Origin of the sequence: Mesobacillus subterraneus (assembly GCF_003937825.1) — a bacterium.
Classification (GTDB): domain Bacteria; phylum Bacillota; class Bacilli; order Bacillales; family Cytobacillaceae; genus Mesobacillus; species Mesobacillus subterraneus.
The window spans coordinates 1-24,673 of record NZ_RSFW01000008.1 but is presented as its reverse complement, the minus strand read 5'-3'; the positions used below and the strand labels follow the sequence as shown (position 1 = coordinate 24,673).

At 45.8% G+C, this 24,673-nt stretch carries 27 protein-coding genes and 2 riboswitches; of the genes, 22 read left to right on the top strand and 5 right to left on the bottom strand.

Going from position 1 to position 24,673, the window contains the following annotated elements; genetic code table 11:
* Window position 1 precedes the first annotated feature (1 nt).
* Window positions 2-1,558 (bottom strand): spore germination protein, encoded by a 1,557-nt coding sequence (locus tag EJA10_RS05560; RefSeq protein WP_246017696.1) that lies wholly within the window; start codon window positions 1,556-1,558, stop codon window positions 2-4.
* Window positions 1,559-1,694: 136 nt separating this feature from the next.
* On the bottom strand, window positions 1,695-2,654 hold the full coding sequence (locus EJA10_RS05555; RefSeq protein ID WP_125479026.1) for an ABC transporter substrate-binding protein: 960 nt from the start codon (window positions 2,652-2,654) through the stop codon (window positions 1,695-1,697).
* A 218-nt stretch (window positions 2,655-2,872) separates the two neighbouring features.
* On the opposite strand from EJA10_RS05555, the gene EJA10_RS05550 reads away from it, so the two are divergent.
* From EJA10_RS05550 to EJA10_RS05530, 5 genes are all read left to right on the top strand, one after another.
* A complete protein-coding gene (locus EJA10_RS05550; protein WP_125479025.1) occupies window positions 2,873-3,877 on the top strand; it encodes a FecCD family ABC transporter permease in 1,005 nt (334 codons plus the stop codon).
* On the top strand, window positions 3,874-4,929 hold the full coding sequence (locus EJA10_RS05545; protein WP_125479024.1) for a FecCD family ABC transporter permease: 1,056 nt from the start codon (window positions 3,874-3,876) through the stop codon (window positions 4,927-4,929). Before EJA10_RS05550 ends, EJA10_RS05545 begins: the two co-directional genes overlap by 4 nt.
* A gap of 160 nt (window positions 4,930-5,089) precedes the next feature.
* Window positions 5,090-5,917: an ABC transporter ATP-binding protein gene (locus EJA10_RS05540; RefSeq protein ID WP_425462070.1), complete on the top strand. Its 828-nt coding sequence runs from the start codon at window positions 5,090-5,092 to the stop codon at window positions 5,915-5,917.
* Window positions 5,914-6,675 (top strand): siderophore-iron reductase FhuF, encoded by a 762-nt coding sequence (fhuF, locus tag EJA10_RS05535; protein WP_125479032.1) that lies wholly within the window; start codon window positions 5,914-5,916, stop codon window positions 6,673-6,675. The genes EJA10_RS05540 and fhuF overlap by 4 nt, the downstream gene beginning before the upstream one ends.
* A gap of 17 nt (window positions 6,676-6,692) precedes the next feature.
* The gene (locus tag EJA10_RS05530; protein ID WP_125479022.1) at window positions 6,693-6,935 is read left to right on the top strand and encodes a YusU family protein; all 243 of its coding nucleotides are present in this window, start codon (window positions 6,693-6,695) and stop codon (window positions 6,933-6,935) included.
* Window positions 6,936-6,982: 47 nt separating this feature from the next.
* On the opposite strand, the gene EJA10_RS05525 is transcribed toward EJA10_RS05530, so the two are convergent.
* On the bottom strand, window positions 6,983-7,330 hold the full coding sequence (locus EJA10_RS05525; RefSeq protein WP_125479021.1) for a spore coat protein: 348 nt from the start codon (window positions 7,328-7,330) through the stop codon (window positions 6,983-6,985).
* A 34-nt stretch (window positions 7,331-7,364) separates the two neighbouring features.
* Entirely contained in the window at window positions 7,365-7,640 is a 276-nt protein-coding gene (locus EJA10_RS05520) for a hypothetical protein (RefSeq protein WP_125479020.1), read from the bottom strand.
* A gap of 216 nt (window positions 7,641-7,856) precedes the next feature.
* Between EJA10_RS05520 and EJA10_RS05515 the strand changes: the two genes are divergently transcribed.
* On the top strand, window positions 7,857-8,774 hold the full coding sequence (locus tag EJA10_RS05515) for a proline dehydrogenase family protein (RefSeq protein WP_125479019.1): 918 nt from the start codon (window positions 7,857-7,859) through the stop codon (window positions 8,772-8,774).
* A 53-nt stretch (window positions 8,775-8,827) separates the two neighbouring features.
* On the opposite strand, the gene EJA10_RS05510 is transcribed toward EJA10_RS05515, so the two are convergent.
* Complete coding sequence (locus EJA10_RS05510) at window positions 8,828-8,959, bottom strand: YuzL family protein (RefSeq protein ID WP_125479018.1); 132 nt, start codon at window positions 8,957-8,959, stop codon at window positions 8,828-8,830.
* A 246-nt stretch (window positions 8,960-9,205) separates the two neighbouring features.
* Here EJA10_RS05510 and EJA10_RS05505 point away from each other — a divergent pair, with 246 nt between their 5' ends.
* From EJA10_RS05505 to EJA10_RS24110, 16 genes are all read left to right on the top strand, one after another.
* Window positions 9,206-11,587, top strand: a complete 2,382-nt coding sequence (locus tag EJA10_RS05505; RefSeq protein WP_425462071.1) for a 3-hydroxyacyl-CoA dehydrogenase/enoyl-CoA hydratase family protein — start codon at window positions 9,206-9,208, stop codon at window positions 11,585-11,587.
* Window positions 11,588-11,650: 63 nt separating this feature from the next.
* Window positions 11,651-12,826, top strand: a complete 1,176-nt coding sequence (locus EJA10_RS05500) for an acetyl-CoA C-acetyltransferase (RefSeq protein WP_125479016.1) — start codon at window positions 11,651-11,653, stop codon at window positions 12,824-12,826.
* Window positions 12,827-12,883: 57 nt separating this feature from the next.
* Window positions 12,884-14,668 carry an acyl-CoA dehydrogenase family protein gene (locus EJA10_RS05495; protein WP_125479015.1) on the top strand — a complete coding sequence of 595 codons (1,785 nt, stop codon included), beginning with the start codon at window positions 12,884-12,886 and terminating at the stop codon, window positions 14,666-14,668.
* Window positions 14,669-14,874: 206 nt separating this feature from the next.
* Window positions 14,875-15,231 carry an arsenate reductase family protein gene (locus EJA10_RS05490; protein ID WP_125479014.1) on the top strand — a complete coding sequence of 119 codons (357 nt, stop codon included), beginning with the start codon at window positions 14,875-14,877 and terminating at the stop codon, window positions 15,229-15,231.
* Between the two features lie 53 nt (window positions 15,232-15,284).
* Window positions 15,285-15,665, top strand: a complete 381-nt coding sequence (gene gcvH / locus EJA10_RS05485; protein WP_125479013.1) for a glycine cleavage system protein GcvH — start codon at window positions 15,285-15,287, stop codon at window positions 15,663-15,665.
* 125 nt (window positions 15,666-15,790) lie between these two features.
* Entirely contained in the window at window positions 15,791-16,030 is a 240-nt protein-coding gene (locus tag EJA10_RS05480) for a YusG family protein (protein WP_125479012.1), read from the top strand.
* A 419-nt stretch (window positions 16,031-16,449) separates the two neighbouring features.
* On the top strand, window positions 16,450-16,800 hold the full coding sequence (locus EJA10_RS05475) for a toprim domain-containing protein (RefSeq protein WP_125479011.1): 351 nt from the start codon (window positions 16,450-16,452) through the stop codon (window positions 16,798-16,800).
* Window positions 16,801-16,806: 6 nt separating this feature from the next.
* Window positions 16,807-17,118, top strand: a complete 312-nt coding sequence (locus tag EJA10_RS05470; RefSeq protein ID WP_125479010.1) for a thioredoxin family protein — start codon at window positions 16,807-16,809, stop codon at window positions 17,116-17,118.
* A 112-nt stretch (window positions 17,119-17,230) separates the two neighbouring features.
* Window positions 17,231-18,514 (top strand): MFS transporter, encoded by a 1,284-nt coding sequence (locus EJA10_RS05465; RefSeq protein ID WP_125479009.1) that lies wholly within the window; start codon window positions 17,231-17,233, stop codon window positions 18,512-18,514.
* A 158-nt stretch (window positions 18,515-18,672) separates the two neighbouring features.
* Window positions 18,673-19,023 (top strand): hypothetical protein, encoded by a 351-nt coding sequence (locus tag EJA10_RS05460; RefSeq protein ID WP_125479008.1) that lies wholly within the window; start codon window positions 18,673-18,675, stop codon window positions 19,021-19,023.
* Window positions 19,024-19,099: 76 nt separating this feature from the next.
* A riboswitch (SAM riboswitch) is annotated at window positions 19,100-19,204 on the top strand.
* A gap of 84 nt (window positions 19,205-19,288) precedes the next feature.
* On the top strand, window positions 19,289-20,605 hold the full coding sequence (locus EJA10_RS05455; RefSeq protein ID WP_125479007.1) for an O-acetylhomoserine aminocarboxypropyltransferase/cysteine synthase family protein: 1,317 nt from the start codon (window positions 19,289-19,291) through the stop codon (window positions 20,603-20,605).
* A 114-nt stretch (window positions 20,606-20,719) separates the two neighbouring features.
* A riboswitch (SAM riboswitch) is annotated at window positions 20,720-20,833 on the top strand.
* A 228-nt stretch (window positions 20,834-21,061) separates the two neighbouring features.
* Window positions 21,062-22,087 (top strand): methionine ABC transporter ATP-binding protein, encoded by a 1,026-nt coding sequence (locus EJA10_RS05450; protein ID WP_125479006.1) that lies wholly within the window; start codon window positions 21,062-21,064, stop codon window positions 22,085-22,087.
* Entirely contained in the window at window positions 22,080-22,748 is a 669-nt protein-coding gene (locus EJA10_RS05445) for a methionine ABC transporter permease (protein WP_125479005.1), read from the top strand. The genes EJA10_RS05450 and EJA10_RS05445 overlap by 8 nt, the downstream gene beginning before the upstream one ends.
* Window positions 22,749-22,763: 15 nt before the next feature.
* Window positions 22,764-23,597, top strand: a complete 834-nt coding sequence (locus tag EJA10_RS05440; protein ID WP_125479004.1) for a MetQ/NlpA family ABC transporter substrate-binding protein — start codon at window positions 22,764-22,766, stop codon at window positions 23,595-23,597.
* A gap of 102 nt (window positions 23,598-23,699) precedes the next feature.
* Window positions 23,700-24,071 (top strand): carboxymuconolactone decarboxylase family protein, encoded by a 372-nt coding sequence (locus EJA10_RS05435; protein ID WP_125479003.1) that lies wholly within the window; start codon window positions 23,700-23,702, stop codon window positions 24,069-24,071.
* A gap of 240 nt (window positions 24,072-24,311) precedes the next feature.
* Complete coding sequence (locus tag EJA10_RS24110) at window positions 24,312-24,464, top strand: YuzK family famiily protein (protein WP_484177329.1); 153 nt, start codon at window positions 24,312-24,314, stop codon at window positions 24,462-24,464.
* Window positions 24,465-24,673 lie beyond the last annotated feature (209 nt).

Here is a 24,673-nt window from a genome sequence, read left to right as displayed (position 1 = left end):
CTCATTCATCGATGTCCTTCTTTTCCTTTGCTTTTTTCTTACTGAACCTTTTCGGGTTTTCCGTCCTTAAATATTGCGGACGGTTATATTGTCTCGTGAATGGCAGACGGATGATCGCGTCCTTGAAATCGGTCACCCTTGGAGGGTACAATGGCTCCAAAAATGGCCGTCCTAATGAGGTCAGTCTGAGCAGATGGGTCAGAAGGAAGGAAAAGGATACCACAATTCCCAGCAAGCCCCATAGCTCGGCGAAAAATAGAAATGGAAACCTCAAAAGCCTGATGGTATTGCCCATCCGGTAGACGGGAGTCGTAAATGAAGCCAGTGCGGCCAGGGCGACAATGATCAAGAGGACATTACTGGTCAGTCCTGCTTCAACGGATGCCGTCCCGATAACGATTCCGCCCACGATACCGATTGTCTGGCCGACCTTGGTTGGCAGCCGGGCTCCCGCCTCACGCAGGAGTTCAATCGTCAGCTCAAGGAACAGCGCTTCAAGAATCGGAGGGAGCGGAATCTCCCTCCTTGATGTAATCAATGTGCTCAGCAGATCCTTGGGTATCAATTCATAATGATAAGAAAGGGCTGCTACATATATAGGTGTAATTAGGATCGAGAACGCTACAGCGAATAATCGAATCAGACGGAAAAAGGAAGAGAGTAAATAGTTAAGGAAATAGTCTTCAAACGATCCAAAAAATTCTACCAGAGTCGTTGGGCCAATCAGCGCATGTGGGGATCCATCAACAAGAATCGCGACTTTTCCTTCTGCCAGGATGGCTGCGACACGGTCAGGTCTTTCCGTATCGAGAAGCTGCGGGAAGGGAGAGTTCTGATTGTCAGAGATCAGCTGGACAATATACGAACTGTCCGTGATTTCATCAAATTCGATATCCTTCACTCGCTGAATGACTGTATTGACATTGTCCTTATTGGTGATTCCTTCCATATAGAGGATGGCTACACTCGAATTGGAAAGGCTTCCTACTATATAATTCTCGATAATCAGTTCCTTGACCGGCACCCGTTTGCGAATGAGGTTCAAATTCTGGTCCAATGACTCGACGAAGGACTCCTTCGGGCCGATGACACTGAATTCTACCTCCGGCTGGGCGACCGACCTGACAACTTCCTTTTGGGCAGCCAGGAAAACGAATTGGTCTTCCACATCCTCGAGAGTCAGAAGGATGTATCCATTGAATAGCTTTCTTTCGATTTCTGAATTGTCCCCGGAAACCTGCACATCCGCAATCGGCAGTAAACGCTTCACATCGTTAAGATGGATAAAGTCCCCTTCAAGCAAATAGGGAAGGGCGCTTTGCTGGATGATGCTTTCATCCACTAATGTTGACATGAACGCAAAACAGAATTTTTTTCCTGTTCTTTGGTTTACATAAAATGTTTTTTGATAATCATTTGATCGCAGAAGAAGTTTCTCCCACTCGTGTATATTCTCGCTGTTTTCCTGGCAGTTATCCTCATCGGAGCCTGCCGTGCCTTGTTTGGCAGCTTCCTTTTCGATATCCTGCATTAATTTTTTCTTGAAAAACTGTCTCATGTAAATCTCCGCCATTTTGGATTTACGCTTATTCTTTCCGAAAATGGGAGGATTATGAAGAGTCTTTTTGTAAACTTTCAATTCCTAATAAAAAACAACCCGCAAAATGTTTGCGAGTTGTTAATGGGATGTGGAATTATTTTAAAATGAACTTCTCCAGATCGTCGAGCATCAGGTTGGCAGCCTTGACACCGCCAGCTGTGTTCCAGATGGCGTCATCCACCTTGTGGACTTCCCCTTTTTTCGCTACTTCGAGGTTTTGGAACAGCGGATTCTCAATCCATTCTTTTTCGATTTCGGTAGCTTTGCCGTCACCTTCTTCATACGTGAAGTAGAAGAGGACATCCCCATCCATAGCAGGGATTCGTTCAGGTGTAACGCCTTTTTCGGCAAAGTCAGGCTTATCCTGGCTTTCCGGGCGGGCAAAGCCGATTTGTTCAAGAATCACGCCTGAGAATGAATCCTTGTGGTAAATACGGACATCTCCAGCCATGAAACGGACCATGGAAATCTCAAGATTCACCTTGTCGCCAAGTTTTTCTTTCAGGTCTTCAATTCGTTTATCATAAGCAGCTAGAACTTCTTTTCCTTTTTCTTCTTTGTTAACTGCTTTTGCATAAAGTTCAAAGTTGTTCTTCCAGTTTCCGCGCAGGTCCTCGGCGAAGACAGTCGGTGCGATGGCTTTCAGTTGCTCGTAGATGTCTTCCTGGCGCATTTTGTTGCCGATGATCAGGTCTGGCTGAAGTGCGGCAATGGCTTCTACATTGACCTGGCTTTCAACCCCGACAACCTGGACATCCTTCATTTCATCCTCAATGTGCTTATACCAGGGATCTCCGGTCCAGGATTGGACCGCTCCAACAGGTGTCATACCAAGTGCAAGCAGTGCTTCCGTTCCTTCATTTGTCAGGATAACTACTTTTTCAGGAGTGCCTTCAAGTGGGGTGGAACCCATTGCATGTTCAACTGTATAGCTTTCTTTTTTCTCTGGTTCTTCAGCGCTATCTTTTGTTTGATCCTCATTACCGCCGCAAGCAGCCAATAGCAGGACCGTGAAGATCGTCACGAGAGTCAGTAACCATTTTGAAGATTTCATATGTATTTCCTCCTAGAATGTTAATGATAATCATTTTCAATTATGCTCCTTTATGATAAAATGCAAGAGGAGAATCTGTCAATAATAATTGAGAATGATTTTCAACGCCATTGACAAAATTGTGAACGTTTAAGTGATTTTAATGAAAAAGAAGCCTGTTTATCATAAAGTGAGATAACGATCTAGCCAACTTCTTAATTAGAGAAAGGTAAAAATATATGCTGCTAAAAACCAATGGACAGAGATGGGTGGGATTATTTTTCGCCATCTGTTTTATTTTATTTTTAATATGCTCGAGTATCGTTTACGGATATACAGCGACTTCCTGGGGAATGGCAGTTGATGCATTCACCGATTTTAATGGTTCAAATGAACATATTGTCATTCAATCTGTCCGTCTTCCAAGAGCCTTGATTGCAGCGGCTGTAGGAGCAAGCCTCGCAGTTGCGGGTGTTCTGATGCAGACATTGACAAAAAATCCGCTGGCATCACCTGGGATTTTCGGTGTGAATGCTGGTGCAGGTTTCGCCGTTGTTGTTGCCGTTACTCTATTCTCAGTAGGCAGTTTGCAGGCTTTTGCCTGGATTTCCTTTTTGGGGGCTGCTGTGGCCGCAATCAGTGTTTATGCGATCGGCTCTGCAGGACGGGAAGGACTGACTCCGATGAAACTGACGCTTGCCGGAGCGGCGATGACGGCCATGTTTTCCTCCTTTACCCAGGGATTGCTCGTCCTGGATGAGGCCGCCCTTGAGCAGGTTCTATACTGGCTTGCCGGTTCTGTGCAGGGACGCAAGCTAGAAACCCTGATCAGCGTCCTGCCATATCTGGCTGTTGGATGGGCAGGGGCCATCTTGATTTCTGTGAAGATGAATGTTCTTTCGATGGGGGAGGATGTCGCCAAAGGCCTTGGCTTGAATACGGCGTTTGTCAAGCTTGCAGCAGGAATCATCATTGTTCTTTTGTCCGGCGGGGCTGTTGCGGTCGCTGGACCGATTGGCTTCATCGGAATTGTGATTCCACATGTTACGAGGGCTGTCGTTGGGATTGACCACCGCTGGGTAATTCCTTTCTCCGCGATCTTTGGCGGTATGCTTTTATTGGCAGCAGATATTGCTGCGAGGTACGTGCTGATGCCGCAGGAAATCCCTGTGGGCGTCATGACTGCGATGATCGGAACTCCATTTTTCATCTATATAGCGAGAAAGGGGTTCAACGGAAAATGAGTCAGTACAAAAGTTTGCGATTGTTCAAGGACAAAGTTTCTTTTTTGATTGATAAAAAGGCTGCCGCGATTTTTCTGGGGCTGCTGCTCACTGCGTTTGCCATATTCGTGATCAGCACCGGGATGGGTGATATGGACATCAGCCCGCTCACGGTTCTGTCGGTATTTTTTGGCGGAGGAACAGATATGGAAAGATTGGTCGTCCAGTCCTTCCGGTTGCCGAGGATCATTGTTGCATTGATGGTTGGAATCGGTTTGGCTGTGGCAGGCGGGCTTCTGCAGGGAATGATCCGCAATCCGCTTGCTTCCCCCGACATCCTCGGGATTACCGGAGGCGCATCTGTCGCGGTCGTTGGGTTTTTGGCTTTTTTCAGTGATGATAATAATGCATTGACCGTAAGTATAGAATGGATGCCAGTTTCAGCGTTCGTCGGCGCCTCCCTGGTGGCCTTTCTCGTGTATTTCCTCTCCTGGAAAAACGGTGTGTCACCCGTTCGTCTTGTATTGATCGGCATCGGAATTTCGGCATTGATGCAGGCGCTGACAACGCTGATGATGATCATGGGGCCTATATTCCGGGCAAGCCAGGCGAATATTTGGATTACCGGCACCGTATACGGATCAACCTGGGCAAATGTTGCCGTGCTTGTGCCCTGGACGTTAGTGATGGTCCTGATCGCGTTCATCCTTGCAAGGAATGTGAATGTCCAGGAGCTTGGCGAAGAAATCGCCACAGGTGTCGGAGGGCGTGTCCAGCGCCAGCGCTTCGTCCTGCTCCTGGTCAGCACGGCCCTCGTGGCAAGCTCGGTTGCGTTTGCCGGCGGGATTGGCTTCGTCGGACTGATGGCGCCGCATATGGCGAGAAGGCTTGTCGGCTCTGCTTTTGGAGCCCTGCTGCCTGTCTCGGCCTTGATCGGCGGAATCCTGGTCATGCTGGCGGACCTGATTGGACGCACGATGTTTTCGCCGCTCGAAGTCCCGGCGGGTGTTTTTACAGCAGGCATTGGCGCTCCATATTTCATCTATCTTTTATTTAAAACAAGAAATTCTTAAATTAAGGCTCTTTTCGTAACTTCATTGCTTTCTGTATCAAGAGTTTTTACGATACATCGTGCATTCAATTTGAATTAGCAAAAAGAAAAGAGTCTCTGATGAAAATACGATTGAAGGTTTCATGCGAATAGCGAAAACATCCTAAGTTATAGAAAGGGGAATGGCTATGGTTCAGGCAATTGAAGCAGAAAAACTGACGTTATCCTATGGCGACTCCATTATCATAAAGGAATTGGACATCCAGATCCCAAAAGGGGAAATCACGGTTTTCATCGGAGGGAACGGGTGCGGGAAATCGACCTTGCTCCGATCGATTGCAAGGCTTCTGAAGCCGCAGTCAGGTGCGATCCTTCTTGATGGCGAAGCGATTTCGAAGCTGTCGACCAAGGATGTAGCGCGAAAAATGGCCATCCTGCCCCAGTCCCCAACTGCGCCTGAAGGCCTGACCGTCCTGCAGCTCGTTAAACAGGGAAGGTACCCATACCAAACCTGGCTGAAGCAGTGGTCGGCAGAGGATGAAGAGAAGGTTGCCAATGCATTAAAGGCAACAGGAATCGAACATCTTAAGGACAGGACGGTCGATTCTCTTTCCGGCGGCCAGCGTCAGCGTGCCTGGATTGCGATGACACTCGCTCAGGATACTGATATTATCCTCCTTGATGAACCGACAACCTATCTTGATATGACACATCAAATCGAAATACTCGATTTGCTGTATGAATTGAATGAGACTGAAGGAAGGACGATCGTCATGGTTTTGCATGACTTGAACCTTGCCTGCAGGTATGCCCATAATATTGTGGCGATCAAGGACCAAAAGATTTTTGACCAGGGCAAGCCTGAAGTGGTCATCAATTGCAGCCTTGTCAAACAAGTATTTGGCATGGATTGTGAAGTGACGATCGACCCGCTATTCGGGACTCCGCTCTGTATTCCGTACGGAAAGGGCCGCTGCATCCTGAAGAACAAGGCAGGAGCCGCGACATGAAAACAGAACTGACTCCAAAGGAAATCGCCATCCTAGGAAACTACCGGTTTGTCACTTCCGAGCCAGGGAATGAGGTGGAGCTGGATTTCAGCATGCTGGTTAAGAAGGAGAGCATGTCTCACTACCTGAAGCTCTTTCAAGAAGAATTAAGAGCTCCCGACATGAAAACGGCTGCTTCCGTCTTCATGAAGCGGCATGCTTTTTTGGCGGTGCTGTATTTATATTCCATGAGCGCCTTCAACAAAAAACTGAATGTAGACCCTGACAATATCATTCTTGCAGATGCGATCAAGGACGGCCTCTGGCTTCCGGAGTTCTATTTGAAAAGCAAACAAACAATCCCTTGTCCCGATGGGCAGCGTGAGGAATGGAGGAAGGAAGCTGTCAGGCATCTGTTTGAGGACAATCTTTTTCCGGTCATGGACACGCTTTCGCGAATGGCCAGAATCTCAAAATTGATTTTATGGGAGAATGTCTCGGTCTATATCTTCTGGCTCTATGAAAAAATCCTCAGCCAGCTCGAGGACGAAGAGATCAAGGCGAGAGCTGAAGCGGACTTCTTCTATCTTCTCATGTCAGCACCTGGGAAGCTGTTTGGGAACAATCAAAAAAACCCTATGGCCAGGTATTACAGCGAGCCTGTCTATCATGAGGAGTCCGATTCATACATAAGAATGCGGAAAACCTGCTGTTTCAGTTACAGGCTGAAGGAAAAGGGAGGGCTTTGCAAAACCTGTCCGCGAACTTGTGGAGCGTGAAGAAAGGAGAGAAAAGCATGAATAAGAACTTTAGTGAACAAATCGATGGTTTGCTGGAGAAGTATACCGAACTATTGGTAGGCGATGGCTCAGCTGAAAACAAGGAAAAGGTCAAAACCTGGATTCTGTACAGCCATATTGCCAAGTCGATGCCGCCGCTTGCTAAGCACTGGAACGCAGAGTACCCGGATGCGAAGGAACAAATCAAGAATGTGATTGCCGAAGTGAAGGAACTGAACGAAAAGAACAGGCAGAAATAAAGAAGAACCATCTCGGAGTAGCGGGATGGTTCTTTTGGTGGTCCGGTTTATTGAAGCTGCTGGCCTCCGTATGGGAACTGATTTGTGTAGCCCTGGAATTGCTGGTGGGACTGCTGCAATTTCTGAGCATCCGCCGCTTCAACCGCATACCAGCCTTTTTTGAACATCAGGTTATAAAGGCTGCGCTGTGCATTGGCTGTTTCCGTATAGATCGACAGTACATCCTGGTAAAGCGCATCATGACTTGCTTCGTGAAGCGCTTGCGTATAGGCATCTGTCATATATTTTTCCATCGTAAGAATATCATTGATAAAATCACGCTCGTTCATTTGCGGTGTCTTTTGAACTTGCGTTTCTGGATTCTGGATCTTTTGCTGATTCTGATTCTGGTTCATCCGCTTTTCCTCCTGTAAAAATTCGATATTGGTCCTATTGCATGCCTGAGTATGCCTGATTCTGAGGGCTGTTCAAGTGGGACAGAATCGTTTGATAATGTTTCTGATGCATTTGGCCGCACTTCTCGATTTCATTCTTCAACTCCTGGTCCTGGCAATGCTGAGCGAAAAAATGTGCCTTCTTCATGGCAAGCAGATTCCATGAAAGCATATCAGTCAAATACAGGGCGTCCTTTGTTGAAACCACTGCTGGCGGGGTTTGCATGATCCCTTGCTGCTGGCCCTGAAAATTCATATTTTGCTGCTGCATAGTCAAACCTCCTAATAATGTTTTTCCATCGCATATTATCCTTCCCGCGCGAAATGAAAGTATGCGGGACAAGATTCGTCAAAAAAGAACATTTTCGTACAAAAGTAATATTCAAACTTCTTAAAAAGTGATAAAATTATTTTGCGAAACAGATATAGATGAAGTAATTTTTTTAAAGGGTATTGTAATCGTTTTCAACTAGGGGGAGGAAAAGTTATGGAACAACTCATGAGGGACTTTTTTCTTTTTTTATCAAAGAATAAATTTTTCACAAAAATGGCCAAGAAATACGGTCTTCGCCTGGGAGCAAAGCGCTTTGTTTCCGGAGAAAGAATCGACCAGGCAGTAGAGGTCATCAAGGAACTCAACCGTAAAGACCTGGCCGTTACCGTCGATTATCTTGGTGAGTTCGTCGACAATGAAAGAGAAGCCAATGAAAGAGCAGATAATTCCATCGAGGCAATCAAGGCGATCGGCCGTGAAAAGCTGAATGCCCAGCTAAGCGTGAAAATGACATCCCTGGGATTTGATATCTCCCATGAAGTCGTCATGAACAATATGCGCAGGATCATGGAAGCCGCTAAAGAGAACAATGTCTTCGTTACCATCGATATGGAAGACTATGAACGCTGCCAGAGAACGCTGGATATTTTCAAAGAGCTGAAATCCGAATACGATAACATCGGAACGGTTATTCAGGCATACCTGTACAGGACCGAGAAGGACATGGAGGACCTTAACCAATACTCTCCAAACCTTCGTCTTGTAAAAGGAGCTTATAAAGAATCTCCTGAGGTCGCATTCCCGGAGAAAAAAGACGTGGATGAGAACTTCAAGAAAATCATCAAGATGCACATGCTGAATGGCAATTATACAGCAGTCGCATCCCATGATGACTACATCATCAACTTCACAAAGGAATTTGCAGCAGCAAACAATATCCCGAAGAGCCAGTTCGAATTCCAGATGCTTTTCGGCATCATGCCGGAGAGGCAGCTTCAGCTGGCGAAGGAAGGCTACACCATGCGTGTGTATGTTCCTTATGGCACAGACTGGTACGGCTATTTCATGCGCCGTCTGGCAGAACGCCCGGCAAACGTGGCATTCGTTTTAAAGGGTATGTTCAAGAAATAAGAAACAAGGGGGACAGGCTGACGATTGTCAGCCTGTTTTCTTTTTGGTTATTGTCATTTCTTATACTGGCTGTTCTGGCTGTTTACCTTTCGTTCGCCGCCCTGTCCTTGTGACGGACCAGCATTTCCTTTCACGCTGGCTGCGCTGACTCCTGCTTTAGAAGGGTCCTTCTTCATACGTGCCATGATGATACCTCCAGATGATTTGTCTAAGCGGCCAGGTGACCGCTTCTAATAGGTTGCCCAATCCGTGGAATTCAAACAGGGGTTGTAAAATTCAAAAAATTTTCTTTTTTCCGCACCTTATTATTGCGGAAATTTTTTAAATATTTTATAGTAGTAATTAACAGAGCTCATTTATATGCATATTTTTTTTGGTGCAAAAATGAATGAGTATTCATTCAAAAAGAGTCAAAGGGGGAGACAATTTTGATGCGACAAATTCAAAAAGCAGCTGTTCTTGGTTCAGGTGTCATGGGATCAGGGATTGCGGCACATCTGGCGAACATCGGTATTCCGACCTTGCTGCTGGATATCGTACCTCGGGAATTAACGGAACAGGAGAAAGCGAAGGGCCTGACGCTTGAAGACAAACAGGTGCGCAATCGAATCAGTGCTGGTGCCCTGCAAAAGCTTTTGAAGCAAAAACCGGCACCTTTGGCCTCCAAGAAGAATCTGGCCCTCATTGAAGCTGGAAACTTCGAAGACGATATGGAAAAACTCAAAGATGTTGACTGGGTAATCGAAGTGGTTGTCGAAAACCTTGATATTAAAAAGAAAGTATTCACGGAAGTAGACACATACCGAAAACAGGGAAGTATCATAAGCTCGAATACATCCGGTATCTCAGTAGAGGCAATGGCTGAGGGACGCTCCGAAGATTTCAGAAAGCATTTCCTTGGCACGCACTTCTTCAATCCGCCGCGCTATCTGAAACTGCTTGAGGTCATTCCTACGAAAGATACAGATCCTGAAGTGCTGGCATTCATGAAGCAGTTTGGCGAAGACGAATTAGGAAAAGGAGTCGTCGAGGCAAAGGATACGCCTAACTTCATCGCAAACCGGATCGGAACTTATGGTTTGCTCGTGACGGTCAGGGAAATGCTCAAAGGCGGTTACAGTGTCGGTGAAGTGGATTCCGTTACAGGGCCGATGATCGGACGCCCAAAGAGCGCGACTTTCCGGACTTTAGATGTAGTTGGACTTGATACATTCGCACACGTTGCGAAGAACGTATATGATCAGGTTGACGGTGAAGAAAAGGAAGTATTTGAAGTTCCTGAATTCATGAAAAAGATGCTTGAAAACGGCTGGCTTGGAAGCAAGTCAGGACAGGGCTTCTTCCTGAAGCAGGGCAAGGAAATCCTTGAACTGGATCCGAACACCCTGGAATACGGGCCGCGCAAGAAATTGAAAACGGCTTCAACTGAACTGAGCAAGCAGGAAAAAGGACTTGCAAATAAAATGAAAGCGCTTGTTTATACACAGGACCGTGCAGGCGAGCTTTTATGGAATATCTTCAGCCCGGTATTGGTTTACTCCGCAGATCTTCTCGGAACCATTGCAGATGATATCGTTGCGGTTGATCGCGCGATGAAATGGGGCTTCGGCTGGGAAATGGGGCCATTTGAAGCATGGGATGCACTCGGAGTCGAAAAGGCCATCAGCAAAATGGAGGCTGAAGGAAAGACCGTTCCAGTCTGGGTGAAGGATATGGTCGAAAAGGGCTTTACTTCCTTCTATAAAGAAGAAGAGGGTAAGCTGAGCTACTATCACAATGGTGAATATGTTGCTGTGGAAGAAAATCCAAAAGCGATCAACCTGAAGCTTCTCAAGAAGCAAAAAGGGGTCATCAAGAAAAATGGCGGCGCCAGCCTCATCGATCTCGGAGACGGAGTTGCGCTGCTGGAATTCCATTCACACAGCAATGCAATCGGACCTGACATCCTGCAGATGATCAACTTCGCGATTGACGAAGTCGAAAAGAACTACAAGGGACTCGTCATCGGGAACCAGGGCAAGAACTTCTCGGTTGGCGCAAACCTGGCGATGATCCTAATGGAGGCCCAGGATGATAACATTTGGGACCTTGATATGGTCGTCCGCCAATTCCAGCAGACAACGATGAGAATCAAGTATTGCTCCAAGCCGGTTGTGGTTGCACCGTTCGGGATGACGCTCGGTGGGGGCGCTGAAATGTGCTTGCCGGCAGCCCATATCCAGGCTTCATTGGAAACATACATGGGACTGGTTGAAGCAGGAGTCGGCCTGATTCCAGGCGGCGGCGGAAATAAAGAGCTGTACATCAAGCATCTTGAAGGACTGCCAAAAGGCGTTGAATTCGACCTGCAAAAGGTTGCGAACAAGGTATTCGAAACGATCGCGATGGCGAAAGTATCAACTTCTGGTGAGGAAGCACGCGAAAATAACTTCCTGAACAGTGCCGACCGAATCAGCGTGAACAGCGATCACCTGCTATATGACGCGAAGCAGGCTGCATTGAAATTATATGAAAGCGGCTATAAGGCTCCGGTCAGAAGGAAAGTGCCTGTAACTGGAGAGCCGGGATATGCAACATTGCTGCTTGGCGCACAGGCAATGCACTTATCAGGATACATTTCAGAGCATGACTTGAAAATTGCCAGGAAGCTTGCGTACGTCATTGCCGGCGGAAAAGTTCCATACGGTACAGAGGTAGATGAACAGTACCTGCTGGATCTTGAAAGGGAAGCATTCCTGAGCCTGGTCGCGGAACCGAAATCACAGCAGCGCATGCAGCATATGCTCCTGAAAGGCAAGCCATTGCGCAACTAATAGATTGATAATTTTCCAGTCGTATTAAATAGATTGAACATCAAAGGAAAGAGAGGGAATGAGATGAGAGAAGCGGTAATCGTAGCCGGAGCCCGGACACCGGTCGGAAAAGCGAAGAAAGGAACTCTAGCTAATGTCCGTCCTGATGATCTGGGAGCTCTTGTTGTAAGAGAAACTCTAAAGCGTGCAGGCAATTATGAAGGGAATATCGATGATCTGATCATTGGCTGTGCAATGCCAGAGGCCGAGCAGGGACTGAACATGGCGCGCAATATCGGCGCCCTGGCCGGCCTGTCACACGAAGTCCCTGGAATCACCATCAACCGTTATTGTTCATCAGGTCTGCAGGCGATCGCGAATGCATCCGAGAGAATCATGCTTGGGCATGCAGACACCATCATTGCTGGCGGTGCGGAATCCATGAGCCTTGTCCCGATGATGGGGCATGTCGTTCGCCCGAATGCGAAGCTGGCCGAAACAGCGCCTCAGTATTATATGAGCATGGGCCATACGGCCGAAGAAGTTGCGAAAAAGTATGGCATCAGCCGCGAGGAGCAGGATGCTTTTGCGGTAAGGAGCCATCAGCGCGCAGCTAAAGCAATACAAGAAGGCAAGTTTGAAGATGAAATAGTCCCTGTTGACGTGACAATCCGTACCGTTGGAAAAGACAATAAACTGGTCGAAAAGACGATTCAATTCAAACAGGATGAAGGAGTGCGTCCAGACACGAACCTGGAAACTCTTGCGAAGCTGCGCCCGGCATTTTCCGCTACTGGCACAGTTACAGCGGGGAACTCATCCCAGACTAGTGACGGAGCGGCGGCAGTCATGGTCATGGACCGTGAAAAGGCCGAATCGCTCGGTTTGAAGCCGCTGGCAAAGTTCAGGTCCTTCGCGCTTGGCGGTGTACCGCCTGAAATCATGGGGATCGGCCCTGTTGTCGCCATTCCGAAAGCGCTGCAGCTGGCTGGGCTCCAGGTATCGGATATCGGCGTATTTGAACTGAATGAAGCATTTGCATCCCAATCCATCCAGGTAATCCGCGAACTGGGACTTGATGAGGAGAAAGTCAATGTGAATGGCGGAGCAATCGCTCTTGGCCACCCGCTTGGAACAACTGGCGCGAAGCTGACTTTATCGATCATTCATGAAATGAAACGCAGAAACCAACAGTTCGGTGTCGTCACGATGTGTATCGGCGGCGGCATGGGTGCAGCTGGAGTATTCGAATTATTATAGAGAAAACAAAATTGGAGGGGCTCTGCTCCTCCCCAAAATAGATTGGAGGAACAATCAATGGGAAACCAAACAGATAAGCTAGTAAAAGGCGGTAGCTTCTTAATCGAAGATGTTTCATATGACCACGTTTTCACTCCAGAGGATTACACTGACGAGCACAAAATGATTGCCAAAACGACAGAAGACTTCGTTATGAATGAAGTGCTGCCTCAGGTTGAATATATCGAGCAGCATGAATTCGACCGCACGGTAAAGCTTCTGAAGGAAGCAGGAGAGCTGGGTCTTCTTGGCGCGGATGTTCCGGAAGAATATGGCGGATTAAGCCTTGATAAAATCAGTTCTGCATTGATCGCCGAGAAGATGTCTGTGGCAGGCGGATTCTCGATTTCCCATGGAGCGCACGTGGGAATCGGCTCACTGCCAATCGTGCTTTTCGGGAATGAGGAGCAAAAGCAAAAGTACCTTCCAGAGCTGGCCACTGGCGAAAAGCTTGCTGCTTACGCGCTTACTGAGCCAGGTTCGGGATCGGATGCCCTTGGAGCAAAGACAACAGCCAAGTTGAACGCAGAAGGTACTCACTATGTACTGAACGGAGAAAAGCAATGGATCACGAACGCAGGATTCGCTGACGTATTCGTTGTTTACGCTAAAATCGATGGTGAGCAATTCACCGCTTTCATCGTTGAAAGAGAATTCCCTGGCGTATCAGTTGGCGCAGAAGAAAAGAAAATGGGGATCAAGAGTTCTTCAACTCGTACACTGATTCTTGAAGATGCCCAGGTGCCGGTTGAAAATCTTCTAGGTGAAGCAGGCAGAGGCCATATCATTGCCTTCAATATCCTTAACATCGGACGTTATAAGCTTGGTGTAGGCGCAACTGGCGGTGCAAAGCATGCATTTGGCTTGACTGTAAAGTATGCGAACCAGCGCCAGCAATTCAAAACACCAATTTCCCAGTTCAACCTGACGAAAGAAAAATTGGGAACAATGGCTGCGAAAATCTATGCAACAGAAAGCTCTGTATACCGTACAGTAGGCTTATTTGAAGAAAGAATGAACCAGCTGACAGAAGAGGAAATCAACAATGGCAAAGCTGTCGCTGATTCCATCGCCGAATACGCAATCGAATGTTCCATGAACAAGGTATTCGCTACTGAAACACTTGACTATGTAGTCGATGAAGGCGTCCAGATTCACGGCGGATACGGCTTCATGCAGGAGTATGAAATCGAAAGAGCGTACCGTGATTCAAGGATCAACCGTATTTTCGAAGGAACAAATGAAATCAACCGTCTGTTGGTTCCGGGAACATTCGTCCGCAAAGCCATGAAGGGTGAACTTCCATTATTCCAAAAAGCGATGCAGCTTCAAGAAGAATTGATGATGATGATGCCGGAAGAGCCGGGCGATGAGCCGCTTGCACAGGAGAAATACCTTGTGAAGAACGCCAAGAAAATCGGTCTGCTTGCAGCAGGTTTGGCAGCGCAGAAGTTTGGCAAGGCTTTGGAAAAAGAACAGGAAATCCTCGTGAATATTGCGGATATCATCTCCAATGCATATTCCATGGAATCAGCTGTTCTTCGTACAGAAAAGGCAATCGCGAAAGATGGACTCGAAAAGAGCAAGCAAAAGCTTCTTTATACTCAAATCTTCTGCCAGGAAGCCTTCAACGAAATCGAGCTTGACGCTAAGGAAACTCTTGTGGCAACAGAAGAAGGCGATGCACTGCGCATGCTGACTTCCGCACTGCGCAAGTTCACAAGACATACTCCAATCAACGTCATCGCAAAGAAGCGCGAAGCAGCAGAAAAGCTGATCGATGCAGAACGCTTTGTCGTATAATGGCAAACTCCTCCCGGCTCGGGAGGAGTTTTTTTAACGATAATTTTTAACTCAGGCAGGATTTTTGCGAATTATGTTGAATTAAGTAAGGGATGCCAAAATTGATAAGGAAATAAACACTGAATGTTAGTATTTTGCCTTCCTGATATGTTACTATCCGATTAGAGGGTTTCATAATTGGGATACTAGCTAAGGGTGGTGAAAACATGGCAAAGACGTTTTATTGGTACCCTAAATGCGGCACATGCAGAAATGCGAAAAAATGGCTGGACCAGAACGAAGTGGAGTACAACGAAGTACATATTGTCGAGAACCCGCCTTCCCAATCTGAGCTGGAGGATATGCTTGAAAAAAGTGGCCTCGAACTCAAGAAATTTTTCAATACAAGCGGCCAGAAATATCGGGAATTAGGGCTGAAAGACAAAATTAAGACGGCTTCCAGGAGCGAACTGCTGGAACTGCTTGCCTCAGATGGCATGCTGATCAAACGCCCGCTGATGACAGACGGGGAAAAAGTAACTGTCGGCTTCAAAGAGGAAGAATACAAAAAAGCCTGGCTGTAAATTTGGTCCCATCGATATTAATCGATAGAGATATACAATTGGAGGGATAGTCAATGAATACACCAAAAGAGTTGCGTTATTCTGAAGAACACGAATGGGTACAAGTTGAGGGAGAAAAGGTCCGAATCGGGATTTCCGATTTCGCTCAATCTGAGCTTGGGGACATCGTATTCGTCGAACTGCCGGAAGTAGGCGACGAAATCACGGTCAACGAGCCATTCGGAAGCGTTGAGTCAGTAAAGACAGTATCCGAGCTATATGCTCCAGTCAGCGGCAAGGTTGTTGAAATCAACGAAGAACTGAACGACAGCCCTGAATTTGTCAACGAATCCCCATATGAAAAAGCATGGATGGTCGTTGTCGAGCTTTCAGACAGCAGCGAAGTAGACAAGCTGATGACTGCAGAACAATACGAAGAAATGATCAAAGAATAATCCATCACTTAGACGTCCTGTCCATTCAGGGCGTCTTTCTTATGAGTTTAAATATTTTTCCATCACTTCTAATCATAAATTCGGACAAACTATTGGTACAGAAGAAGGAAAAAGGGTGGGAAACGATGACACTTAAACAGCAAAAAATGGACATCACGGACAGAGTAACAGGCAAATTGGAAAACGGAGCTGTTCAGCTTTACCTGGAGAATGAACCAATTGGCAAAATCACGCTTCCAGAAGGAGTCCAGCTTGAACTTAGCCACCATTACGAATCAGAACACAATAAGATCTACCAGCATGTATCAGTGCCGGACCAATCAGAACCTCGGTATACTGATTGTGACGAAGGCGGCTGGTGTTAAGGTAACCCAAAACAGCGGCCAGGCATGGCGCTGTTTTTTTTCATAAGGCTCTGTTAAGGCCCAATGTTGTTTTAAAGACCAGTTGATTGTAGTGGAAGGCGCGTAGACTCCTCCGAAAATGCTACCGCATTTCCATCGTGCGTGGGTCCATTCGGAGAAGCTATCCAGGTCCTGCGGGATGAGCATATTAACAGAGCCTTTCATAAAGAAGGTCTTTCTATAAGCCCAAAATGATTAAATATGGCTCCGAGGATTCAATCGAATCTCCAATGTGGCAAAGAACCAGGGAGCTAGTCTAATTTTTTGCATTATCCTTTAAAAACAGTGACAATAGAAATATGAACATAACAGCACAAATTATGTAAACATGTTTATAATGTTGTAAGGTAATTATTTCTGGTGCATAGGTGGTTATGGTGATGGACGAAAATCACAAGGTGATCATAGTAGAGGGTTCGTCAGACAAAAGGAAAGTACAAACCGTGCTAAAGGAACCGGTGGAAATCATCTGCACAAATGGGACGATAGGGGTCTCAAAGCTTGATGAACTGATTGACTCCCTTTTTGATAAAGATGTTTATATTTTGGTGGATGCAGATGCATCCGGGGAAAAGCTGCGAAAGCAATTCAAGAGAGAGTTTCCTGAGGCGAACCATCTTTATATTGACAAGATGTACAGAGAAGTGGCGACAGCACCGGAAAACCATCTCGCTACAGTTTTAATTGGTGCAAATATCGATGTTCATGCAGAGTACTTGGAAAAAGGATGACTATAGATGAAAGAATGGACGAAGGAAGACATGAATGCTTTCCTGGAAGATAAGAACACGGGATACCTGTATTTCTACACACCGATGTGCGGAACTTGCCAGGTGGCAGGCAAAATGCTGTCGGTCATTGAGCAGCTCATCCCTGATATTCCTTCGGGTAAAGCTGATTTGAATTACCTCCCCGGAATGGCAGATCGGTTTGAAATTGAAAGTGTTCCCTGCCTGATCATTTTAGATAAGGGTGATGTAAAAGAGAAAATTTATGCCTTTCAATCCGTTCCGTATCTTTATGAAAAACTTAAGGGCTTACTTATATAACTAAAACGGCTTAGCCGTTTATTTTTTTTTTGCTGATCATAAAAAGATTTACATATCGTTCCATGAATATTATTATATTTAGTGTATCGAAATAATCGAGGAGCGAAGCAAAATGGCTCTATATCAGGAATGGGCAGCACAAATAAAAAGCTATAATAGAAACATTCGACTTACGTTCATAGCCAACATCTTAACCCAGGTAGGACTTGGAATCTTCATGGTCATTTATAATTTTTACATAAGAGAATTGGGCTATAACGAGCTTGTAAACGGGAAAGTAATTGCAATGACATCACTAGCAACTGCGATTATCCTTATTCCTGCAGGCATCTTGAGTGACAGGGCTGGCAGGAAGAAGTTGATGTTGTATGGAGCGGTTTCGACAGGACTTATTTTATTCACAAGAAGCATCGTTGAAAGTCAGTCACTTTTAATTTTATTTGCATTCGGCACGGGTCTTGCTTCAGCCTTTATCCAGGTGTCGATCATTCCATGGCTGGCTGAAAATTCGAAGCCTGAACAGCGGGTCCATCTATTCAGTATCCACTTTGCTGCGATGACAGCTGCGAATGTAATAGGGAGTCTGATAGGCGGGATCTTCACTGACTTATTTAGCATGGTAATCCCGGAATTGGAGAGCATCAGATATACTTTGATCATCGGTGCAATCTTGTTTTTATCTGCTCTCATTCCGATTATGAGGATGAATGAACATCGGCCGACACGTGTATCGCCTGGCGATATGAAAGAAAAACCAAAAAGAATCAGCAATATATCCAGTTATAAAATCATTTTACTGTTCGCCGTGGCGCAGTTGATGATAGGCTTCGGAGCAGGATTGGTCATTCCTTATTTGAATCTTTATTTTGCAGATCGTTTTATGGCGTCTAATTCTTTAATCGGCCTTGTCATTTCCCTTGGTCAGGCAGCTACTGCAGTCGCTATGATTATTGGTCCGATGGTCGTTCGCAGGCTGGGCGAAGTAAAAGCAGTTGTCGTGCTGCAGCTTCTGTCGCTGCCGTTTCTGCTGCTGACAGCATACACTGAACACTTTTGGCTTGCAGCACTCGGGTTTTTATTTCGACAGGCATTGATGAATGCTGGGAATCCGATTCAAATGTCCTTGATGATGTCGAAGGTTGATGATTCCATGAAGGGGCTGGCCAACTCTGTCAATCAAATGGTGTTCAATTTAGGTTGGGCGATAATGGGCCCTGTGTCGACAGGTATAGTGCTGAAATACGGATCCTATTGGGGATATGCCACGGTATTCTCCATCACAGCTGGTCTGTATCTGGTAGGCTCTGTATACTTCTTTATCGTCTTTAAGACGATGGGCCAAGCAAAATCCGTCAAGGTTAATAACAAAAACAGCGTAGCGACAAGGTTTCTTTAGACATATTTCTCGGGAAATGAAAGACAATGCCGAAATATCACCCGGTATTGTCTTTTTTTACGTTTTACACATTGGAAATTAACAGAACTATTTGTCGAAGGAATCATACAGGTTTTTCCCTGAACACGAGGAATATGTTTAGTAGGGAGCTGATTGGAATGCATGAACTAATTAAGGATTTTATAAGTGGAATTCAAAACAAGCAGCATCTTATGCTTTTAATAAACAAACTTGATTTATGTTTAAACATTGAAGCAGGGAATGAAACTTTTCATTTATACTTCAAGCATGGCGTTGCAGAGGCAAGCTCATTTTGCACCCAAGCAGAGGACCAGGTAATTCTAGTAGGCAATGAGAAGATGTTAAGCGAGTTGTTTAATGGGAAAATCAAACTGCGTGAAGGAGAAAGGCTTAATTATTTTACAATTAAAGGCTCTTTCAGATCGATCCTGGTACTTGAGTCAATCTTTCATTTATCGAGACCCACATATGTAGAAATTATTATCTGAAAAATAAGAAAAATTAGTTGACCGGTTTGTGCACTGCATGATAATATCGCTTTAACGTGAAAAACAAATGTGAATATTCTTATCCAGAGAGGCGGAGGGACTGGCCCGACGAAGCCCGGCAACCGGTTGTGAGAATACGGTGCTAATTCCAGCAGAGTTTTTTGCTCTGAAAAGATAAGGAGAGATGATAAATGACCCTCTTCTTAGGAAGAGGGTTTTTTCGTCTTATTTCCGAAAAATTATGTTGATGAATGGGGAGATTGAGATGACGAATGAAAAGCCAAATTACAGGATCGAAACATTAAGCGTGCATGGAGGACAATCGCCAGACCCGGTGACGGGAGCAAGAGCGGTGCCAATCTATTCAAGCAATGCATTTCAATTTGAAAACACTGACCATGCAGCTGATTTGTTTGCACTGAAAGAGTCAGGCTATATTTACTCGAGAATTCATAACCCGACCGTCACAGCACTTGAGGAAAAAGTGGCCCTGCTTGAAGGTGGTGTCGGTGCACTTGCCCTTTCCAGCGGCATGGCTGCTATTACGATGGCAATCCTGAATATCGCGCACGCAGGCGATGAAATTGTTGCAGCGTCTAACCTGTATGGTGGTACGTATAACTTATTTAAGGTAACACTTCCGAAGTATGGGATTAACGTTCACCTAGTGGATCCCGAGCAGCCGGAAAACTTCAGGAAAGCCATTACCCCTAAAACGAAGGCGGTTTTTGCAGAAACAATCGGAAATCCTAGTTTGCGGGTACTGGACATTGAAGCTGTCGCAGATATCGCCCATGAAGCTGGTGTTCCGCTGATTATCGACAACACCTTCGCGACACCATACTTATGCCGGCCAATCGAGAACGGCGCTGATATCGTTGTGCATTCTGCAACGAAGTGGCTGCTGGGCAATGGCACTGTCCTTGGAGGAATCATTGTCGACGGCGGCAAGTTTGATTGGAAATCTCCTAAATTCCCGGCATTCAACGAACCGGATTCAAGCTATCATGATATTGTTTACAGCGAAGCAATCGGAGCAGCGGCATATATCGTAAAAGCAAGAGTCCAGCTTTTGCGCGACCTTGGTCCATCCATCAGCCCGCAAAGTGCTTTCCAGTTCAATCTGGGGATTGAAACATTGCATGTGCGCATGAAGGAACATGTGGCGAACACATTGAAGGTTGTGGAGTTTCTAGAGGCTCATCCTGCAGTTACATGGGTTGCGTATCCAGGCCATGAAAATCACCCTGATAAACAGCTTGCTGACCGCTATCTGCCTAAGGGAGCAGGAGCAGTTGTGGTGTTTGGTATTGAAGGCGGCAGGGATTCCGGAGCAAAGCTGATCAATTCTGTTAAACTGTGGTCGCATGTGGCCAATGTCGGCGATGCCAAGAGCTTGATCATCCATCCAGCAAGCACCACGCACCAACAGCTGGATGCGGAAGGCCTCAAAGCAGCAGGAGTGCCGGAGGATTTAATCCGACTATCGATCGGCATTGAAAATGCAGATGATATCATCGCGGATCTGGAACAGGCGATTGAAAAAGCGACTGGTGTGCCCGCTGTGACTGCAAAAGCTTAAATATCCATCAACTTCCATTAACTATTTAAAAATAATTTTATTGACACCCTTTTTTAATCCGTGCTAAAATCACTCTCGTAACTTAAAAACCGATAACATTAATTTCATAACGTGCTCTTATCAAGAGAGGTGGAGGGAAGTGCCCTATGAAGCCCGGCAACCGTCAGTAAGCTTGCTTATTGAAATGGTGCCAATTCACGCAAAGCGATTCGCTTTGGCAGATGAGAGAAAGGATCAGCCTACCATTATGCCTTTCTGCTCACTTGCAGAAAGGCTTTTATTATGCTTTTTTTCGGTTCTAGATCAACGGTGGTTTGACATCTGGGATGATTCCGCCCAAGTTTGAATTTTTTCGGTTAGGGAATGGGAAACTAGATTGATAACCTTCTCATCATGATGGACTATTAAGCGGTTTTATACAGTGGATACTATTCGGTAATAAAGAGGGTGAGTCAATTGATTACAATTAAAAAGGCTAAAAAGATCTATCCTTCCAAAAAGGGTGAAGTTAAGGCTGTTGATGATGTGAACCTTGAAGTGAAGGAAGGAGAAATCTTTGGTGTCATCGGTTATAGCGGCGCCGGAAAAAGTACGCTGATCCGTATGCTGAACGGTCTCGAAATCCCTACTTCTGGTTCAGTCGTAGTCGCAGGAAGGGAAGTATCGAGGATCAAGGGTGCGGAACTCCGAAAGGCAAGACAGGAAATAAGCATGATATTTCAGCATTTCAATTTGCTATGGTCCAGAACGGTTGCGGAGAATATCGCTTTCCCGCTTGAGATTGCCGGTGTGCCTAGGGCAGAGAGAGAAAAAAGGGTTAAGGAACTGATTTCCCTGGTTGGCCTGGAAGGGCGTGGGGACGCTTATCCTTCACAGCTGAGCGGAGGGCAGAAGCAGAGGGTTGGTATCGCGAGAGCACTGGCGAATAATCCAAAGGTGCTTCTCGGTGACGAAGCTACGTCTGCGCTTGATCCGCAGACGACAGACCAGATCCTTGATCTTCTTGTCGATATCAATAAGAGGCTGGGGTTAACCATTGTCCTGATTACACACGAAATGCACGTCATCAGGAAAATCTGTCACCGGGTCGCTGTCATGGAAGGCGGAAGGATCGTGGAAACCGGTCCTGTCCTGGATGTGTTCAAGAACCCGCAGCAGCCAATCACCAAGCGTTTTGTTCAGCAAGTGACCGAGCCTGAAGAAACAAAAGAAACGGTCGATCATTTGCTAACCCGCTATCCGCACGGCCGGGTTGTGCAGTTGACATTCGTCGGTGAGGGAGCTGAACAGCCGCTGATCACAAATCTGATCCGCGAATTCCCGATTACGGTCAATATCGTACAGGGGAAAATTACGCAAACTCAGGATGGCTCTTACGGAACACTGTTCATCCATCTCGATGGGGAAGAGGGCGACCTGATGCGCGCGATTGAATACATTGGACAGCATGAAGTAGGCGTGGAGGTGATTTCACATGGCTGAGGAATTCTTTCCTAATGTGAATTGGGATCGAATGTGGGAAGCCACACTCGAGACTTTATATATGAGTGCCATCTCTGTCGCTGCCACCTTTGTCCTTGGGGCAATATTGGGACTGCTGCTCTTCCTGACGTCAAAGGGGAATATTTGGGAGAACAAACCGGTCAATCTGGTACTAAGTGGGTTTGTTAATATTTTCAGATCGATTCCATTCATTATTTTGATCGTCCTGCTGATTCCTTTTACAAAATTCATTGTAGGATCCATGATCGGAGAAAATGCTGCATTGCCGGCATTGATCATCGGTTCTGCTCCATTTTACGCGAGGATGGTTGAAATCGGTCTGCGTGAGATTGATAAAGGGGTCATTGAAGCCGCGAAATCAATGGGAGCGAAAACGACGACGATCATCTGGAAGGTACTTTTGCCAGAATCGATGCCTGCTCTAGTTTCTGGAATTACAGTAACGGCGATCGCGCTGGTCAGCTACACAGCAATGGCAGGCGTCATCGGTGCAGGGGGACTTGGAAACCTGGCCTACATGGAAGGGTTCCAGCGCAGCAGAAATGATGTCACGTTGATGGCGACAATCATCATCTTAATCATTGTATTTTTAATTCAGTTTATCGGTGATTTCATCACTAGAAGCTTAGACAAAAGATAAAGGAGAGAGATTAATTTGAAAAAGTGGTTATTAGCTCTAATTACATTGGTTTTAACAGCAGGTCTTGCAGCATGCGGAACTTCAGGTGACAACACTTCAGGCGGCGAGGAAGAAAGCAAGAAAATCGTGGTGGGTGCATCTAACGTACCTCACGCAGAAATCCTTGAAGAAGCTAAGGATCTTTTAAAAGAAAAAGGCTATGAAATGGAAATCAAAACATTCAATGATTATATCGTTCCAAACCAGGCGTTGGATTCAAAAGAATTGGATGCAAACTACTTCCAGCACATTCCTTACCTTGAAGCACAAATGGCAGAACACGGCTATAAGTTTGAAGTAGCTGGCGGCATCCATATTGAGCCGATTGGTGTTTATTCTCAGGAACATACTACTCTTGAAGACCTGCCAGAAGGTGCACACATCATCATGAGCAGCTCAGTCGCAGATCACGGACGTATCTTGACAATGCTTGAAAAAGAAGGCTTGATCACACTTAAAGAAGGCGTGGAAAAAGTTAAGGCAACAATCGAAGATATCGCTGAGAATCCAAAGAACTTGAAGTTCGATACAGAATACGAAGCAGCATTGCTTCCGCAAATCTTCAATAATGGCGAAGGTGACGCAGTCCTGATCAACTCTAACTATGCAATCGATGCTGGTTTGAACCCGCTGAAGGATTCAATCGCGATTGAAGAAAGTGATTCACCATATGTAAACGTCATTGCTGTTCGTGAGGGTGATAAAGACAAGCCGGCAATTAAAGCGCTTGTTGAAGTTCTACACTCAAAAGAAATCCAGGATTTCATCCTTGAAAAGTATGAAGGTGCAGTAGTGCCGGTAAATGAATAAGCTTCAGGGATAAAAGCAGGCTGCCGCCTGCTTTTTCTTTTGCATAAGGGGCAGGCAAATCTACCATACTAACCGTGATAAATTCAGATTGGAGTGGAAGCAATGGAACATCATTACGAACCCCGGAATTCAACAGAAGCGGCTCTGCATGAATACAAACACGGCCTTGGTATATTTACACAGAAAATGCCTGAACTTGCCCATCATTATAATGCTTTTACAGAAGTTTGTTTTCAGGAAGGGACGTTGACGCAAAAAGAAAAGCAGTTGATTGCCCTTGGAATTTCTTTGTACTCACAAGATGAATATTGCATTATTTATCATTTAAAAGGCTGTCTGGATCAGGGAGCGACGGAGGAACAAATCTTGGAAGCGGTAGGAGTAACGGCAGCATTTGGCGGCGGTGCAGCAATGAGTCAGGCGGTAACGCTTGTCCAGGAAGCAATGGCTGAGCTTAATCATTTAAAGCAATAAGCTGTCCATTTGACGGGAAAGGCTCATATTGGCAGGATTCTGCCAGGATTGTAAGAATCAATGGGCTCAGGTCCGCTTACGGCTCCTTATTCCATCACATCCAAATATTAACGGTTTTAACCGCTTTGATAGTGGTAAAGAAAGAGTGTTACGATTAACACAACAAAAAAACGCTTATCAAAGCGAAAACCGAAGGGATGATTCACTATTAGTCAGCTAAAACTGAACTACACAAGTGAAATGGAAAAAGCGATGCATGGAGCCCATGGAATTAGTTATGAGGTATACAGCATGAACCATGACGCAAGGATGGAAGTCGAAAGAAAACGTGAGAAAGATTATATCCAAAGCCAACGGCTGGTCGCAGACCTGGACAGAAAAGTCCACTCGTAATACAGGATATATATATAATAGAAGAAACAAATTGGAACCAGTGTAGTTGATGCACTGGTTTCTTTATTATATGGACTGTATCTCAGTATATAGGTAAGTCGTGTTCTTGAAAGCATGCAATTGGGACAGGTTTTGAGGATTTGGGCGGTAAGCTGCCCGAGAGAGTGCGCCAATGGGACAGGTTTTGAGGATTTGGGTGGAAAGCTGTC

What these genes read in the sequence shown, in the direction of transcription:
- EJA10_RS05560 (WP_246017696.1), bottom strand. Translation starts at nt 1,558, where the DNA reads ATGAGACAGTTTTTCAAGAAAAAATTAATGCAGGATATCGAAAAGGAA.
- EJA10_RS05555 (WP_125479026.1), bottom strand. Translation starts at nt 2,654, where the DNA reads ATGAAATCTTCAAAATGGTTACTGACTCTCGTGACGATCTTCACGGTC.
- EJA10_RS05550 (WP_125479025.1), top strand. Translation starts at nt 2,873, where the DNA reads ATGCTGCTAAAAACCAATGGACAGAGATGGGTGGGATTATTTTTCGCC.
- EJA10_RS05545 (WP_125479024.1), top strand. Translation starts at nt 3,874, where the DNA reads ATGAGTCAGTACAAAAGTTTGCGATTGTTCAAGGACAAAGTTTCTTTT.
- EJA10_RS05540 (WP_425462070.1), top strand. Translation starts at nt 5,090, where the DNA reads ATGGCTATGGTTCAGGCAATTGAAGCAGAAAAACTGACGTTATCCTAT.
- fhuF (WP_125479032.1), top strand. Translation starts at nt 5,914, where the DNA reads ATGAAAACAGAACTGACTCCAAAGGAAATCGCCATCCTAGGAAACTAC.
- EJA10_RS05530 (WP_125479022.1), top strand. Translation starts at nt 6,693, where the DNA reads ATGAATAAGAACTTTAGTGAACAAATCGATGGTTTGCTGGAGAAGTAT.
- EJA10_RS05525 (WP_125479021.1), bottom strand. Translation starts at nt 7,330, where the DNA reads ATGAACCAGAATCAGAATCAGCAAAAGATCCAGAATCCAGAAACGCAA.
- EJA10_RS05520 (WP_125479020.1), bottom strand. Translation starts at nt 7,640, where the DNA reads ATGCAGCAGCAAAATATGAATTTTCAGGGCCAGCAGCAAGGGATCATG.
- EJA10_RS05515 (WP_125479019.1), top strand. Translation starts at nt 7,857, where the DNA reads ATGGAACAACTCATGAGGGACTTTTTTCTTTTTTTATCAAAGAATAAA.
- EJA10_RS05510 (WP_125479018.1), bottom strand. Translation starts at nt 8,959, where the DNA reads ATGGCACGTATGAAGAAGGACCCTTCTAAAGCAGGAGTCAGCGCAGCC.
- EJA10_RS05505 (WP_425462071.1), top strand. Translation starts at nt 9,206, where the DNA reads ATGCGACAAATTCAAAAAGCAGCTGTTCTTGGTTCAGGTGTCATGGGA.
- EJA10_RS05500 (WP_125479016.1), top strand. Translation starts at nt 11,651, where the DNA reads ATGAGAGAAGCGGTAATCGTAGCCGGAGCCCGGACACCGGTCGGAAAA.
- EJA10_RS05495 (WP_125479015.1), top strand. Translation starts at nt 12,884, where the DNA reads ATGGGAAACCAAACAGATAAGCTAGTAAAAGGCGGTAGCTTCTTAATC.
- EJA10_RS05490 (WP_125479014.1), top strand. Translation starts at nt 14,875, where the DNA reads ATGGCAAAGACGTTTTATTGGTACCCTAAATGCGGCACATGCAGAAAT.
- gcvH (WP_125479013.1), top strand. Translation starts at nt 15,285, where the DNA reads ATGAATACACCAAAAGAGTTGCGTTATTCTGAAGAACACGAATGGGTA.
- EJA10_RS05480 (WP_125479012.1), top strand. Translation starts at nt 15,791, where the DNA reads ATGACACTTAAACAGCAAAAAATGGACATCACGGACAGAGTAACAGGC.
- EJA10_RS05475 (WP_125479011.1), top strand. Translation starts at nt 16,450, where the DNA reads ATGGACGAAAATCACAAGGTGATCATAGTAGAGGGTTCGTCAGACAAA.
- EJA10_RS05470 (WP_125479010.1), top strand. Translation starts at nt 16,807, where the DNA reads ATGAAAGAATGGACGAAGGAAGACATGAATGCTTTCCTGGAAGATAAG.
- EJA10_RS05465 (WP_125479009.1), top strand. Translation starts at nt 17,231, where the DNA reads ATGGCTCTATATCAGGAATGGGCAGCACAAATAAAAAGCTATAATAGA.
- EJA10_RS05460 (WP_125479008.1), top strand. Translation starts at nt 18,673, where the DNA reads ATGCATGAACTAATTAAGGATTTTATAAGTGGAATTCAAAACAAGCAG.
- EJA10_RS05455 (WP_125479007.1), top strand. Translation starts at nt 19,289, where the DNA reads ATGACGAATGAAAAGCCAAATTACAGGATCGAAACATTAAGCGTGCAT.
- EJA10_RS05445 (WP_125479005.1), top strand. Translation starts at nt 22,080, where the DNA reads ATGGCTGAGGAATTCTTTCCTAATGTGAATTGGGATCGAATGTGGGAA.
- EJA10_RS05435 (WP_125479003.1), top strand. Translation starts at nt 23,700, where the DNA reads ATGGAACATCATTACGAACCCCGGAATTCAACAGAAGCGGCTCTGCAT.
- EJA10_RS24110 (WP_484177329.1), top strand. Translation starts at nt 24,312, where the DNA reads ATGGAAAAAGCGATGCATGGAGCCCATGGAATTAGTTATGAGGTATAC.